Here is a 14,053-nt window from a genome sequence, read left to right as displayed (position 1 = left end):
ATGGGCGACCAGGCGCGCTGGCTGCTGATCGTGGAGAAGGCGTACCGGGGCTCGATCGAGACCCAGTACGCCGACGTGCTGTACTGCGTGCCCGATCTGCACCGGCAGAGCGGCGGCTGCGATCTGGCGCTGCGCGGCCCCGCCGCCGGCTACGCCCTCGACACCGGCCCCCGGCCCTCGCTGCGCCTCGGCGGCCGCACCCTGGACACCCTGCCCCATCCGCCCACCTCCGTGGCGAAGCTGCTGGCCGCCGGGGTGACCGTGCTGGTCGAGGAGGACGGTCTGGCCGCGCTCGGCCGTACCGCCGCCGAGCGGCTGCTGCCCGGCGTACGCGTCATCGGGGGCGACGACCTCGCGGCCCGCTGGCCCTCCTACGAACAGGTGTGGTTCCTGTGACCCGCCCCGCCCACGGCCCCTTGGCCTCAACCGAAGGAGTACCCGTACCCATGGTCAACGCCCCCTCCGGGGCAGCCCCGGTCATCTCGGCCTGGACGGCCGTATCGCCCCTGGGACTGCGCGGGGCCGACTTCACCGCGGCCCTGCGGTCCGGCCGCTCGGCCGCCCGGCCGCTGGACCCCGAGGAGTGGTCGGCGCCGTTCCGCGAGGCGAGTCTCGTGCCCGACTTCCACATCCGGCAGATCCTCGGCCGCAAGGGCACCCGCTCCATGGACCGGGCCACCGGCCTCGCCGTCACCGCGATACGCCATCTGCTGACCGGGGAACGGGAGTACGGCGAGGGCGAACGGCTGCCGGGGGTGGGCGAGGAGACCGGTCTCGCGCTCGGCACCAGCACCGGCTCCGCCCAGAGCATCATGGACTTCACCCGGGACTCGCTGGTCGGCGAGAAGCCCTTCTACGTGGACCCGGCCCGGTTCCCCAACACCGTGATGAACTGCGCGGCCGGCCAGTCCGCCATCTGGCACGGGCTCAGGGGCCCCAACACCACCATCGCGGGCGGCCGCGCCACCGGGCTGCTCGCCCTGCGGTACGCGGTGCGGCTCCAGCGGGCCGGACGGGCCAGGGCCGTGCTGTGCGGGGCGGTCGAGGAGTTCTCCTCCGCCCGCGCCTGGCTGGAGTGGCACGCCCGCGCGGACGAGAACAGCGCCGCCGTGCTCGGCGAGGGCGCGGCCGTATGGCTGCTGGAGCCGGACGCCTCGGCGCGCGAGCACGGCCGCGAGGGGCTGGCCGAGGTGGTGGGCCTGGAGTTCGGCTGCGCCGCGGACGCGAAGGCCGCCCGTCCGGTGCTCGCCGAGGCGATCGGCCGGCTGCTGGACCGTACCGGGGTGGCCCCCGGCGAGCTGAGCGCCGTCGCCGACTCCGGTGCCCCCGGCGCCGAGGGGGAGGCCGAGCTGGCCGCCCTCGCCGACGCCCTCGGCGGCAAGGAGCCGCCGCGGATCACGGCCGCGGACACCATCGGGGACACCTGCGCCGCCGCGGCGGCCTTCCAGATCGCCGCCGTGCTCGCGATGGCCGAGCGCAAGGAGATCCCCTCCGGCGGAACCGCCCTGGTCACCACAGTGGACAGGGACGGCGTGGTCGGCGCGGCCCTGCTGCGGATCCGGTGACGGGCCGCCGCCCCCTGAACTGAAGGAGCTGGTTGAGATGACGGACCGAGAGACGATGGGCGGAGCCCGTGAAGAGGCGGTGCCCCGTACGGCGCTGGTCTTCCCCGGGCAGGGCGCCCAGAAGGCGGGCATGGGCGAGGCGTGGCGGGACACCGCGTCCTGGGCGCTGGTGGCGGAGATCTCCGAGTACACCGGTATCGACGTCGAGGAACTCCTGCTGAAGGCCGACGACGAGACGCTGCGCCGCACCGACCTCGCCCAGATCGCCGTCTTCACCACCGAGGTGATCGCCCACCGCGAGGCGGAGGCCGCCGGGCTGCTGGGCGGAGCGGTGGCCTGTGCCGGGCACAGCCTGGGCGAGTACACCGCGCTGTACGCCGCCGGGGCCGTGCCGCTCGCCGACACCGCCCGCCTCGTGGCCGCCCGCGGCCGGGCCATGCGCGCGTGCGCCGAGCGGTCGCCCGGCACCATGGCCGCCGTGGTGCGGCTCGGCCCGGAGACCGTGGAGGCGCTGGTCGCCCGGGTGCAGGAGGACGGCGGCCAGGTCTGGATCGCCAATGTGAACGCGCCCGGCGCCATCGTGCTCTCCGGCACCGCCGAGGCCGTGGACCGGCTCGCCGAACTGGCCGTGGAGAGCGAGGGCAAGGTGATCCGGCTCGCCGTCGGCGGCGCCTTCCACAGCCCGCTGATGGCCGCCGCCGCCGACGAGCTGCGCGAGGCACTGGCCGCCGTGGACTTCGCCCCCGGGCACACCCCGGTCGTCGCCAACGTGGACGCCCGGTCGTACGCGAGCGGCGAGCACTGGCGGGACCTCGAACTGGCCCAGCTCACCAGCCCGGTGCGCTGGGAGGAGAGCGTCCGCACGCTCGCCGGCGAGCTGGGCTGTGTCCGGTTCGTGGAGCTGGGCCCCGGGCGCCAGCTGACCGGCATGATCCGCCGGATCGCGGACGGCGCGCTCACCGTCCCGGTCGAGTCGGCCGCCGCCCTCGCCAAGCTCACCACCCCCGAACGCTGAGCCCACGCTCTGAGAGCGGAAGGAGACCCCGCATGGCCGACGCCACCGCCGCCCTGGACATGGACGAGCTGCGCACCTTCGTCGCGGATGTGCTCGACGTGGACGAGGAGGACGTCACCGACGACGCCGACTTCGTCAAGACCCTCGGCGTGGACTCCCTGATGGCCCTCGAGGTCATGGTCGTCCTGGAGAAGAAGTACTCGGTGAAGCTGGAGGAGCGGGAGATGAAGGACATCACCACGCTCCGGAAGGTGCACGACCTGCTCGCCTCGAAGATGGGGAAGTGAGATGACGGCGGCGGCGTGCGGGCCGGTGGACGGCGCCGTGGAGGTCGTGGACCCTGGCCTCCCCGGTGAGCGGCCCGCCCGGTGCGTGGCCGTGGTCGCCGCGTCGGAGAGGGTCTTCGCCGGGCACTTCCCGGGGTTCGCCATCTTCCCCGGGGTGTGTGTCGTGGAGTACGTCCAGCGCGGCGCCCTCGCCACCATGCCGGAGCGCGAACCGGGCGGACGCTGGGTCCTGGCGGCCGTCGAGTCCTCCCGCTTCCTCAGCCCGGTCTACCCCGGTGACGAGCTGACCAGCGAATACGTCTGGTCGCGGAAGGACGGTGGCTGGCGCTGCCGGGCCTCGGCGGCCACCGGGCGCGGGCCCGCCGCGCAGATAAGGCTGCGCTTCGAGAACCGGGACGCTCCGGGCGCGGCGGCCGGGGCGGGGGAGCGGGGCGACCAGGACCGAGGAGCGGACGCCGGATGATCACCGTCGATGAGATCAAGCGGATGCTGCCGCACCGCTACCCCATGCTGCTGGTCGACCGGGTCACCGAACTGGTGCCTGGCGAGCGGGCGAGCGGGCTGAAGGCGGTCACCTGCAACGAGCCCTGGTACGAGGGGATGCCGGACACCGCGACCGAGGAGGACTACCACTATCCGTGGACGGTGCTCATCGAGTCCTGGTGCCATGTGGCCGGGGTGCTGGTCACCTGGGACCGGCCCAACCCCGATGTGCGCTCGGGCAAGGCGATGCTGCTGGGCGGCATCTCGGACGCCGAGTTCCACCGGCCGGTGGTGCCCGGCGATGTGGTGGAGCATCATGTGCGGCTGGCCCGCCAGGTCGGTGAGACCTATGTCTTCGAGGGCGAGAGCCTGGTCGGCAAGGAGACCGCTCTCACCATAGGGCGGCTGACGATGACCATGCGCCCGGCCTCCGACCTGGCCGATCCGCCCGTGCCCGACCAGCCCGTGGCCGAGCCCCATGTGCCCGGCCCGTCCCTGCCCGATCCGCCCGTGCCCGACCCGTTCTGACCGCACACCACCCCCGGGAGAAGGACCTCACCGTATGTCCGACCGAATATCCGACGACACGGACCGCGCATCCGGTGACGAGGAGCCGACGCCTGACGAGGAGCCGACGCCGCGCGTCGCGCTGGTCTCCGGCGGCTCCCGCGGCATAGGCCGGGCCACCGTGCTCCGGCTGGCCCGGGACGGTTTCGATGTGGCGTTCTGCCATCGCTCCAGCCCCGACGCCGCCCGTGAACTGGAGGAGGAGGCGGCGCGGCTCGGCGGCGGGCGGGTGCTCGGCAGACAGACGGACGTCCGCGACCCGGGCGCGGTGCGCGAGCTGGTCGCCTTCACCGAGGAGTCGCTCGGCCCGGTCGAGGTCGCGGTCACCTCGGCCGGGATCACCCGGGACAATCCGCTGCTGCTGATGACGGACGAGGAGTGGCGCGGCGTCCTGGAGGTCAACCTGGACGGCACCTATCACCTGTGCCGTTCCGTGGTGTTCGGAATGATGAAACGCAAGTCCGGATGCGTCATCAACATCTCGTCCGTGGCCGGTGTCCACGGCAATGCGACCCAGAGCAATTACGCGGCCTCCAAAGCGGGGATCATCGGCTTCACCAAGTCGCTCGCCAAGGAGGTCGGCCGGTACGGCATCCGAGCCAATGTGGTGGCACCAGGCTTCGTCGAGACCGATATGACGGCCGAGCTCTCCGACCGGGTGCGCAAGGAGGCGGAGCAGAGCATCCCGCTGCGCCGCTTCGGCCGTCCCGAGGAGGTCGCCGACATGGTCGCGTACCTGGTCGGAGCGGAGTATGTGACCGGTGCGGTGTTCCAGGTGGACGGCGGCATCGTCCTCTGACGGGCACCGCCGCACCGCTGAGCGGGCGGTGCGCACGAGTGATCGCTCGCTGAACGAGCGTTACGCAGGAGACGGACGAGCGAGGGGATACGGACGTGGCAGCCAAGCGCGGCAAAGTACCGCGGTTCTATTTCAATTTCCGCAGCCCGTACAGCTGGATCGCCTACCGTGATCTGATGGACCGCTATCCGGATGTCGCACAGGCGGTGGAATGGCACCTGTGGTGGGAGCCGGACGCGGAAGGGGAGCGCCGTATGGCCGAACACGGCCATCACTTCCCCTATTCGGCGATGTCCCGGGAGAAGCATCTCTATATCCTCCAGGATGTGCGCCGGCTGACGACCGACCGCGGACTCGCGGTCAGCTGGCCGGTGGATCACGACCCGGTCTGGGAGGTGCCGCATCTGCCGTACTTCCTCGCGCTCGACGCGGGGCTCGGCCCCGCCTGGATCGAGCGCGTCTACCGAGCGCGCTGGCAGGAGGGCCGCGACATCTGCGACCGTACGACCATCGCGGACATCGCCGGAGAGCTGGGGCTGCCCGCCGAACGGGCGGCGGCGGCCGCCGATGACGAGGAGCTGCGTGCCGGCCGGGGGCTCCAGGCCCTGCTCGCGCTCAGCGACGCCGGGGCGTTCGGCGTGCCGTTCTTCACCCACGGCTACGACAAGTTCTGGGGCGTGGACCGGCTGGCGGCCTTCGTCGCCTCGGTCCGCTCGGGGTCCGGGTCCGGCTCGGGGTCCGGGTCCGGCTCGGGGCCCGGGTCCGGCTCCCGGTCCCGGGATACGCCCCTCGCCGGGGCGCCGGGCGCGGACGTCGCCGAGCTGTTGGACGCGGACTTCGCCGCCGCCCGGTCGGCCGATCCGGGCCATGCCGGAGGCTGTGGCTGACTCTTCGCCCGCCCGCTCGTTCACACGTTGGCGCCCGTATACCCGCCCGTCCAGCCGCCCGCTCAGACCGAGACGAGAACGCCCTGACCGCCGACGGCCACTCCCCCTCCTGGAGGACGCAGATGCCCGAGCCACGCCAGACGTCGGCGCGGCCTCCTTCCCTGGGAGCCCGCGTCCTCTCGGCCGCGGCCCTGCCGGTCGCCCCGCTGTTCGGGGCCTCGCTGGCGTATCTGGCCTTCCATCCGCGGCGCCGGGAGCCGCGGGAGCACCCCCGGGACCACGGGCTGCCCTGCACCGAGCTGAAGGTCCCCTTCGCGGCGCGGAAGCACCTCGACACCTGGCTGTGTCCGGGGTCCCCCGAGAAGGTGGTGGTGCTCGGGCACAGCATGGCGACGGCGAAGGACCACAGCCTGCGCCACGCCAAGTTCCTGCACGACGCCGGGTACACCGTCTGTCTGTTCGACCACCGCAACCACGGGGCCAGCAGCGACGACCGGGCGCTGTTCGGGCTCGGCGACCGGTTCGCGAGCGATGTCACCGCCGTGGTGTCCCATCTGCGCGGCCGGCGCGGGTACGGCACGGCGCGGATAGCCTTCTACGGCTTCTCGTTCTCGTGCTTCTCGTCCATGTGGGCGCTGACCCACGACGGGTTCGAACTTGACGCGCTGGTGTGCGACAGCGGGCCGGGACACGACGTTCCGCCGCTGCTGCGCAAGTTCCTGGAGGCGGAGGCGCTGCCGCTGCCCGCCGTGCTGAAGGGCGAACCGGCCCGTTCGGTGGTGGCGCGGACGCTGTGCGCGGTGGGACCGGCCATGCTCCGGGCCCAATGGCCGCCGCCCGCGACGGGCAAGTTCGCCAAGATCCCCCTGTTGTTCATGTCGGGCGAGCACGATGCGATCGTGCCGCCCTCCTCGGTGGACGCGCTGGCCGAGCGCTATGCCCAAGCCGAGACGCACGTCCTGCCGGGAGCCGAGCATCTGCTCGGGCTGGAGACCGATCCCGAAGGCTACGCGAGCGTGGTGCTGGATTTCCTCGAGCGGGCCCTGGGGTAGCCACCTTGACCGTCCCCGACGGGACGGAACTTTTCGGAAGAGGGAAGAGAGAGCATGCAAAAGGTGCTCATCGCCAACCGTGGCGAGATCGCTGTCCGTGTTGCCCGTGCCTGCCGGGATGCCGGGATCGCGAGCGTAGCCGTCTACGCCGATCCGGACCGGGACGCTGTGCATGTGCGCGCGGCCGACGAGGCCTATGCGCTGGGCGGTGACACCCCGGCAGCCAGCTATCTCGACCAGGCCAAGGTCCTGGCCGCGGCCGCCGAATCCGGCGCCGACGCCGTCCACCCCGGCTACGGATTCCTCTCCGAGAACGCCGACTTCGCCCAGGCCGTCCTGGATGCGGGCCTGACCTGGATCGGCCCCCCGCCACACGCCATCCGCGACCTGGGCGACAAGGTCGCCGCCCGCCACATCGCCCAGCGCGCGGGTGCCCCCCTCGTCGCCGGGACCCCCGACCCCGTCTCCGGGGCCGAGGAAGTCGTGGCCTTCGCCCAGCAGCACGGCCTGCCGATCGCCATCAAGGCGGCCTTCGGCGGCGGCGGCCGCGGCCTGAAGGTCGCCCGCACGATGGAAGAGGTCCCCGAGCTCTACGAGTCGGCGGTACGCGAGGCGGTGGCCGCGTTCGGGCGTGGGGAGTGCTTCGTCGAGCGCTATCTGGACAAGCCCCGCCACGTGGAGACCCAGTGCCTGGCCGACACCCACGGCAACGTGGTCGTGGTCTCCACCCGCGACTGCTCCCTCCAGCGCCGCCACCAAAAACTCGTCGAAGAGGCCCCCGCCCCCTTCCTCACCAAAGAGCAGAACGCCCAGCTCTACGCCGCCTCCAAGGCCATCCTCAAAGAGGCCGGATACGTCGGCGCCGGGACGGTGGAGTTCCTGGTCGGCAACGACGGCACGATCTCCTTCCTGGAGGTCAACACCCGGCTCCAGGTGGAGCACCCGGTCACCGAGGAGGTCACCGGCATCGACCTGGTCCGCGAGATGTTCCGCATCGCCGACGGTGAGGCCATCGGCTACGGCGACCCGCAGGTGCGCGGCCACTCCTTCGAGTTCCGCATCAACGGCGAGGACCCGGGCCGCAACTTCCTGCCCGCCCCCGGCACCGTGACCTCCTTCGCCCCGCCGACCGGGCCGGGTGTCCGGCTGGACGCGGGCGTGGAGTCCGGCAGCGTCATCGGCCCCGCCTGGGACTCCCTGCTGGCCAAGCTCATCGTCACCGGCGCCACCCGCGCACAGGCCCTCCAGCGCGCGGCGCGCGCCCTGGCGGAGTTCCAGGTCGAGGGCATGGCCACCGCGATCCCGTTCCACCAGGCGGTGGTCAAGGACCCCGCGTTCACCAGCGAGCCGTTCACCATCCACACCCGCTGGATCGAGACCGAGTTCAACAACACCATCGCCCCGTTCACCCCCACCGGGACGGAGGAGACCGAGGAACCGACCGCCCGTGAGACGGTCGTGGTCGAGGTCGGCGGCAAGCGTCTTGAGATCTCCCTCCCGGCGGTCCTCGGCCTGGCGGTGTCGCCCGGGGAGGCCGCGGGCGCCGCGGGCGGCTCGAAGAAGCCGAAGCGCAAGGCGGTCAAGAGGTCCGGCTCCACCGCCTCCGGCGACGCCCTGGCCTCGCCCATGCAGGGCACCATCGTCAAGGTGGCCGTCAACGAGGGTGACACGGTGGCCGAGGGCGATCTCATCGTGGTCCTGGAGGCCATGAAGATGGAGCAGCCCCTCAACGCCCACCGCGGTGGCATCGTCAAGAACCTGAACGCGGACGTCGGCGCCTCGGTCAGCGCGGGCGCGGTCATCTGCGAACTGAAGGACTGATCCGTCGCCATGGCGTCCTTACGGTGGGCCGGGCTCGGCCGAGCCTGGCCGGGTCTGGCCGGGCCTGGCCGGGCCCACCGTAAGGCTCAGTCCTTGAGTGTCCGCTCCAGGAAGCCCAGGACGGTCTCCGCGTACGTCTCCGGCTGGGTCTTGATGCCCTGAAGGTGCTCGGTGTCGGGCAGGGTGTGCACCTCTGCCAGCGGATAGCGCTCGGCCAGCGCCCGTACCCCAGAGGCGGGGATCATGGTGTCGTGCTCACCGGCCAGGAAGAGCATCGGGGTGCGCTCGTACGCGCCCCCGAGCGGCGGCGGCCACTGCACCCGCAGCATCGCCACGGCGGCCGACGAGGCGACCGACTCCACGACCGGGCGGGAGGGACCGGCGCCCAGCGGGCCGGGGATGGGCACCCCGCCGGCCGCGACGAAGTTCCGGAACAGCGGGGCCAGCTCAAGCGCGGGGCCGCTGTCGAAGACCACCGCGTCGACCGGGCAGTCCTCCCTCTTGAGCATGTAGAAGGAGGGGAAGGTCGAGATCGAGAAGCCGTAGATCGCGATGCGCGCCGCGGCGTACTCGTCCATCGACCGCATGTGTCGCACCACGGCGACCACATCGTCGGTGTGACGGTCACTCATGCCCCAGCCCGCCCGGTCCGCGACGCTCTTACCGTGGTTGCGGTGGTCGAACATGGCGACCGTATAGCCCGCCTCGCTGAGCAGCCGCGCGTGCGCCAGGCTCGCGGACTTGCTGAGCCCCAGGCCGTGTCCGAGCACCACGACCCGCTCGGCGTCGCCGGGGATGAGCCAGACATGCAGCCCGCGGCCCTGCTGCCCGTTCAGCGGAACGTTGACGTCCGTGCTGGTCAGCCCGAGGTCGGCGGGGGTTTTGTGATGCGGTCTGCGGGGCGGGTGGAAGATCATGTACGAGAGGAAGGCGCCGTACAGCGGTGCCACCGGGAGGGTCACCGCCGAGGCCGCCTTGGCCAGGAATCCCGTCGCCATGGTCGTCAAACCCCCATCACCCACCGATCGTGCCCGGACGTGCGCGATCGTAGTGCGGACGGACCGGCGACCGCGTCGGCCGGAAGGCGAACGTGGCCTAAGTCACCGGGTGTTCGCGATCGGCAACGCCGCCTTGTGGCAAGGGTGTTGGGGGCGTGTGAAGCGGCCGTGGCGGCGCGTTCCGACGGCGGGGCGCCCACGGCGCGCCGCGCGCGCCGCTGTACCGTCAGTACGTCCAACAGCGAGCGCGTCATCGGCCGATAGCACGGGGGGAACCGAACAGTGTCCTTCACCAGCCCGGTTCAGCCCGCACCCGAGCCCAGGCGATGGGCCCCGGTCCGCGCCCTGCCCGGCCCCGGGGACCGCCCGGGCCCCGGCGAGGTGGCCGTATGGCTGCTGCGGATCCCGCCGTACGCCGCCGCTGCCGCCGCCGTCGCGGAGGGCATGCTGGACGGGCGGGAGCGTGAGCGCGCGGCGCGGCTGCGGTCGGACGTGGCGCGCGAGCGCTATGTGACCTCCCATGTGGGGCTGCGGACGCTGCTCGGCGGCTATCTCGGCATCGACCCGGCCGAGGTCGCGTTCACCCGGGAGACCTGCGGCATGCCGGACTGCGAGAAGCCGCACGGCCGCCCTGCCCTGGCGGGCGAGGACGCGCTGCACTTCTCCCTCTCCCACTCCGGCGACGCGGCCCTGTGCGCCGTCGCCGGAGTGACCGTCGGCGCCGATGTCGAGGAGCGGGACCCCGGGCGCGTCGGGGCCCGGCTGACGGGGCTGGTCGGGCAGCTGCATCCCGAGGAGCGGGCGGCGATCGAGGCGCTTCCGGAGGAGCTGCGGGAGGAGGCGTTCCTGGGCTGCTGGGTCCGTAAGGAGGCGTACCTCAAGGGCATCGGCACCGGGCTGCCGGGCGGGATCGGCGCCCACCACGTCGGGCTGGCCGAGGGCCTGGCCCCCGCCGGTGCCCCGCCCGGCCCGCGCGGCTGGGCCTTCGCCGACCTGGACGCCCCGCCCGGCTACCACGCGGCGGTCGCCGTAAGGGACGAGGCCGCGCGGGACATGGCCGTAAGGGACGAGGGCGTACGGGGCGAGGGCGTACGGGAGGAGACCGGGTCCGGCGGCGCGACGCGTCCCCTGGTCACGCTGGCCGGTCTGCCTCTGGGGTGATCACCCCGGGTACAGTCGGCGCCATGCCGCATCTCGAGGTGGAACTCTCGGCGGGCACCATCGAGTACGAGGACACGGGAGGCGAGGGCCCGGTCGCGGTCCTGCTGCACGGAGTCGCCATGGACGGCTCCCTGTGGCGCGAGGTGGTCGCCGCGCTGGCCCCCGACGTCCGCTGTGTCGTCCCCACCCTCCCCCTGGGCGGGCACCGCCGCCCGATGCGGCCCGACGCGGATCTGTCGGTGCTCGGAGTGGCCCGGCTGGTCGCCGAGTTCCTGGACCGGCTCGACCTTACGGATGTCACGCTGGCCATGAACGACTGGGGCGGCGCGCAGGCACTGATCGCCGACGGCCGCGACCAGCGGATCGGCCGACTGGTGATCACCTCCTGCGAGGCGTTCGAGAACTATCCGCCCGGGCTGCCCGGCAAGAATCTGCGGCTGGCCGCGAAGCTGCCGGGCGGGCTCAACGCCGCCTTCAAGCTGCTGAAGCTCGCACCCCTGCGCCGGTTGCCGATGACCTGGGGCTGGATGACCAAGCGCCCGGTGGACCGCGAGGTGATGGACGCCTGGTTCCAGCCGCTGTGGACCTCCCCGGAGATCCGCCGCGACCTGCGGAAGTACGCCCTCGGCGTGCCACCGGTGAACGAACTGCTCCACTGGGCCGACGCCCTGCGCACCTTCGACCGCCCCGCCCTGGTGGCCTGGGCGTCCGAGGACCGCGTCATGCCGCCCGAGCACGGCCTGCGCCTGGCCGGCCTGCTGCCCCGGGGCAGCCTGGTGGAGATCCCCGACAGCTACACCCTGATCCCCCAGGACCAGCCGGCCCCACTGGCCGCCCTGATCCGCGCCTTCGTCCTGGACGGCCCCGAAACGGCCTAGCCACGGCCCCCACCGCCTGCGGCGGGCTCTTCCCCTCCCCGCCCCTTCCCAGCAGTATCGATATGCGGCTCCGCCGCGTGGGGGCTCCGCCCCAGACCCCGGCCGGGAGCTGCGTTGGCGTGCCGACCGCGACCAGCTCGCACGTGCAGGGGCTCAGGCCCTCGCCGCTCGCCGCGAGCATCACCCCGTCCCGCGGATGCCCTGGCCCCCTGCTCACCGGTCAGCTGCTGACCACCGGGTCGCAAGTGGCGCGGTCGGCGCTCTGGCCGACGAGCTGTTCGCGCCGACGAGCTGTTCGCGCCGACGGTCGGCTCGTCGGCCCGGGGGTCCAGGGGCGGAGCCCCTGGTTCGGGAAGGGGCGGGTAGGGGAAAGGTACGCCACGACCTACGGGCTGTCGTACCCCCGGCGTACCGTCGTCAGTATGTGCAGATCCATCAAGACACTCCGCCCGCCCTACGCCGACTCCGTCACCGACGCCGATACGCGCGCCGCGGCCCTCCAGTACGTCCGCAAGATCTCCGGCTTCCGCCAGCCGGCCGCCCACAACGCGGAGGCGTTCGACAAGGCCGTCGAGGCCATCGCCGCCGCCACGGCCGAGCTGCTGGACTCGCTCGAGGTGCGCGGCGGGGCGGCACGCTGAATGGCCCGGGGCTGTCGAGAGCACCCGGGCCATTCGCTTGATCAGTTGTGCGCCGCCAGGGACTCGAACCCCGGACCCGCTGATTAAGAGTCAGCTGCTCTAACCAACTGAGCTAGCGGCGCCTGCTGACGACATAAATACTACCTGGTCCGGAGGGGTGGTTCTGACCACGCGCGGCCGGGCTCAGATGGACAGGGAGAGCAGCATCGGGGCCGCCTCGCGGTTGAGGGTGTCGGCGGCCTGGCGGAGCCGGTGGGCATGGGCCAGGGGGAGGGAGAGGGCCAGACAGCCCACCGAGCGCCCGGCGCTGATCGGCACCGCCGCGCAGACCGTGCCGACCGCGTATTCTTGCAGGTCAAGGACGGGCACAGTGGCGGGCTGGCTGTCCAGCTTGCGGAACAGCACCTTCTCGTTGGTGGTGGTCCGGGAGGTGAGCCGCACCGTCTTGTGGCGGGCGAGGTGATCGCGGCGGCTGTCGTGGTCGAGCTGGGTGAGCAGGCATTTGCCGAGCGCCATGGCGTGGGCGGCGGAGCGGAAGTCCACCCACTCGTTGACCTTGGGGGCGCGCGGCCCGTCCGCGTATTGCGTGATCTTGATTTCGCCGTCCACATAGCGGCTGAGGTAGACCGCCGCGCCCACCGAGTCGCGCAGGGCGATGAGCGACTGCTGGAGCTTGTCCCGGACGGCGTGGCCGCGGTCGGGGGCGGCGGAGCCCAGCAGGGTCAGGGCGTTGCCACCCACGTAGGCGCCGTCGGCGATCTGCTCCACATAGCCCTCGCGGCGCAGCATCCGCAGCAGATCGGCGAGCTGGTGGGCCGGTAGCCGGGTCTCCCTGGCGAGCATGATGTCGCTGACGCCGGACGAGTGTTTGGCGACGACCTCCAGGATGCGGAGGGCGTGCTGCACCGAGTGGAACGGCGCGGTCGGCTCGGGCCTGAGCGCCACGATTTCCCCCCTCGCAGGTTGGCGTGGCTTTGTATCACGATAACCGCCAAGGGGCTTATCCGGATCGGCTGTTGAGGATATTGCCGAGGCGTATCCGCCCCGGTCAGCTGGGGCGTATGTCCTCGGCATATGACAATGGCGTGCCCCCGCGGGAGGGTCGCGGGGGCAGCACCGAAGGACTAGAGAACCGCGCTCAGGAACTCCCTCGTCCGCTCGTGCTCCGGCTCGGTGAAGATCTTCTCCGGCGGTCCGGACTCGATCACCCGGCCGGAGTCGAACATCAGTACATCGTCGGAGATGTCCCGCGCGAAGTTCATCTCATGGGTGACGCAGAGCATGGTGATGTCCGTTGTGTGAGCGATGTCACGCAGCACATCCAGTACCCCGGCCACCAGCTCCGGGTCCAGCGCCGACGTCACCTCGTCCAGCAGCATCACCTGCGGCCGCATCGCCAGCGCCCGGGCGATCGCCACCCGCTGCTGCTGCCCGCCGGACAGCTGCGTCGGGTACGCGTCGCACTTGTCGCCGAGCCCGACCAGGTCGAGCAGTTCCCGGGCGCGGGTCTCGGCCTCGTCCTTGCCGAGGCCCAGCACGTTCACCGGGGCCTCGGTGATGTTCCGCAGCACCCGCATATTGGGGAAGAGGTTGAACTGCTGGAAGACCATTCCGATCTTCTTGCGCACCTCTCTGGTGTGCTTCTCGCCCGCCGGGACCAGCTTGCCGCCCTTGTCCTCATGGGTCAGGTAGTCGCCGTCGACCTTGATCGTGCCCTCGTCCGGCTTGATCAGCGTCATCAGCAGCCGCAGGATCGTGGTCTTGCCCGAACCCGAGGGGCCGATCAGGGTGACGTGCTTACCGGAGGAGACCGAGAAGTCGAGGTTGTCCAGGACCGTATTGCTGCCGAAGCGCTTGGTCACCTGGTCGAAGCGGATCAGTTCACTGCCGTCCACGGCA

The 14,053-nt window shown here is 71.8% G+C and carries 16 protein-coding genes and 1 tRNA gene; 13 read left to right on the top strand and 4 right to left on the bottom strand.

The window, feature by feature from the left end; genetic code table 11:
* From ACJX2R_RS21345 to ACJX2R_RS21300, 10 genes are all read left to right on the top strand, one after another.
* Entirely contained in the window at nucleotides 1-396 is a 396-nt protein-coding gene (locus tag ACJX2R_RS21345; RefSeq protein WP_020871035.1) for a hypothetical protein, read from the top strand.
* A gap of 50 nt (nucleotides 397-446) precedes the next feature.
* Nucleotides 447-1,565: a beta-ketoacyl synthase N-terminal-like domain-containing protein gene (locus ACJX2R_RS21340; RefSeq protein WP_413101439.1), complete on the top strand. Its 1,119-nt coding sequence runs from the start codon at nucleotides 447-449 to the stop codon at nucleotides 1,563-1,565.
* 37 nt (nucleotides 1,566-1,602) lie between these two features.
* Nucleotides 1,603-2,580 carry an ACP S-malonyltransferase gene (locus ACJX2R_RS21335; RefSeq protein ID WP_413101438.1) on the top strand — a complete coding sequence of 326 codons (978 nt, stop codon included), beginning with the start codon at nucleotides 1,603-1,605 and terminating at the stop codon, nucleotides 2,578-2,580.
* A 32-nt stretch (nucleotides 2,581-2,612) separates the two neighbouring features.
* Entirely contained in the window at nucleotides 2,613-2,867 is a 255-nt protein-coding gene (locus ACJX2R_RS21330; RefSeq protein ID WP_020871038.1) for an acyl carrier protein, read from the top strand.
* A gap of 1 nt (nucleotide 2,868) precedes the next feature.
* Nucleotides 2,869-3,330 carry a 3-hydroxyacyl-ACP dehydratase FabZ family protein gene (locus tag ACJX2R_RS21325; RefSeq protein WP_413101437.1) on the top strand — a complete coding sequence of 154 codons (462 nt, stop codon included), beginning with the start codon at nucleotides 2,869-2,871 and terminating at the stop codon, nucleotides 3,328-3,330.
* Nucleotides 3,327-3,878 carry a 3-hydroxyacyl-ACP dehydratase FabZ family protein gene (locus tag ACJX2R_RS21320; protein ID WP_413101436.1) on the top strand — a complete coding sequence of 184 codons (552 nt, stop codon included), beginning with the start codon at nucleotides 3,327-3,329 and terminating at the stop codon, nucleotides 3,876-3,878. Before ACJX2R_RS21325 ends, ACJX2R_RS21320 begins: the two co-directional genes overlap by 4 nt.
* A gap of 34 nt (nucleotides 3,879-3,912) precedes the next feature.
* Nucleotides 3,913-4,716 (top strand): 3-oxoacyl-ACP reductase FabG, encoded by an 804-nt coding sequence (gene fabG / locus ACJX2R_RS21315; RefSeq protein ID WP_413101435.1) that lies wholly within the window; start codon nucleotides 3,913-3,915, stop codon nucleotides 4,714-4,716.
* Between the two features lie 95 nt (nucleotides 4,717-4,811).
* On the top strand, nucleotides 4,812-5,603 hold the full coding sequence (locus ACJX2R_RS21310) for a DsbA family protein (RefSeq protein ID WP_413101434.1): 792 nt from the start codon (nucleotides 4,812-4,814) through the stop codon (nucleotides 5,601-5,603).
* 122 nt (nucleotides 5,604-5,725) lie between these two features.
* The gene (locus ACJX2R_RS21305; protein ID WP_413101433.1) at nucleotides 5,726-6,655 is read left to right on the top strand and encodes an alpha/beta hydrolase; all 930 of its coding nucleotides are present in this window, start codon (nucleotides 5,726-5,728) and stop codon (nucleotides 6,653-6,655) included.
* A 54-nt stretch (nucleotides 6,656-6,709) separates the two neighbouring features.
* Nucleotides 6,710-8,476: an acetyl/propionyl/methylcrotonyl-CoA carboxylase subunit alpha gene (locus ACJX2R_RS21300; RefSeq protein WP_413101432.1), complete on the top strand. Its 1,767-nt coding sequence runs from the start codon at nucleotides 6,710-6,712 to the stop codon at nucleotides 8,474-8,476.
* An 86-nt stretch (nucleotides 8,477-8,562) separates the two neighbouring features.
* Here ACJX2R_RS21300 and ACJX2R_RS21295 read toward each other — a convergent pair whose 3' ends face one another.
* Entirely contained in the window at nucleotides 8,563-9,474 is a 912-nt protein-coding gene (locus ACJX2R_RS21295; RefSeq protein ID WP_413101431.1) for an alpha/beta hydrolase, read from the bottom strand.
* A gap of 282 nt (nucleotides 9,475-9,756) precedes the next feature.
* Between ACJX2R_RS21295 and ACJX2R_RS21290 the strand changes: the two genes are divergently transcribed.
* From ACJX2R_RS21290 to ACJX2R_RS21280, 3 genes are all read left to right on the top strand, one after another.
* A complete protein-coding gene (locus ACJX2R_RS21290) occupies nucleotides 9,757-10,635 on the top strand; it encodes a 4'-phosphopantetheinyl transferase family protein (RefSeq protein ID WP_413101430.1) in 879 nt (292 codons plus the stop codon).
* A gap of 23 nt (nucleotides 10,636-10,658) precedes the next feature.
* The gene (locus ACJX2R_RS21285) at nucleotides 10,659-11,513 is read left to right on the top strand and encodes an alpha/beta fold hydrolase (RefSeq protein ID WP_413101429.1); all 855 of its coding nucleotides are present in this window, start codon (nucleotides 10,659-10,661) and stop codon (nucleotides 11,511-11,513) included.
* A gap of 422 nt (nucleotides 11,514-11,935) precedes the next feature.
* Nucleotides 11,936-12,154 carry a DUF2277 domain-containing protein gene (locus tag ACJX2R_RS21280; protein ID WP_413101428.1) on the top strand — a complete coding sequence of 73 codons (219 nt, stop codon included), beginning with the start codon at nucleotides 11,936-11,938 and terminating at the stop codon, nucleotides 12,152-12,154.
* Nucleotides 12,155-12,202: 48 nt separating this feature from the next.
* Here the strand turns inward: ACJX2R_RS21280 and ACJX2R_RS21275 are convergent.
* The 3 genes from ACJX2R_RS21275 to ehuA all read right to left on the bottom strand — a co-directional run bounded on the left by ACJX2R_RS21275 (nucleotide 12,203) and on the right by ehuA (nucleotide 14,049).
* Nucleotides 12,203-12,276: transfer RNA gene (locus ACJX2R_RS21275), tRNA-Lys, on the bottom strand.
* A gap of 61 nt (nucleotides 12,277-12,337) precedes the next feature.
* The gene (locus tag ACJX2R_RS21270; RefSeq protein ID WP_020871048.1) at nucleotides 12,338-13,099 is read right to left on the bottom strand and encodes an IclR family transcriptional regulator; all 762 of its coding nucleotides are present in this window, start codon (nucleotides 13,097-13,099) and stop codon (nucleotides 12,338-12,340) included.
* A 179-nt stretch (nucleotides 13,100-13,278) separates the two neighbouring features.
* Nucleotides 13,279-14,049 (bottom strand): ectoine/hydroxyectoine ABC transporter ATP-binding protein EhuA, encoded by a 771-nt coding sequence (gene ehuA, locus ACJX2R_RS21265; protein ID WP_198276360.1) that lies wholly within the window; start codon nucleotides 14,047-14,049, stop codon nucleotides 13,279-13,281.
* Nucleotides 14,050-14,053: the final 4 nt, after the last annotated feature.

Source organism: Streptomyces sp. Inha503, assembly GCF_047215865.1.
Classification (GTDB): domain Bacteria; phylum Actinomycetota; class Actinomycetes; order Streptomycetales; family Streptomycetaceae; genus Streptomyces; species Streptomyces lycopersici.
This window is presented reverse-complemented; position numbering and strand designations above follow the sequence as displayed.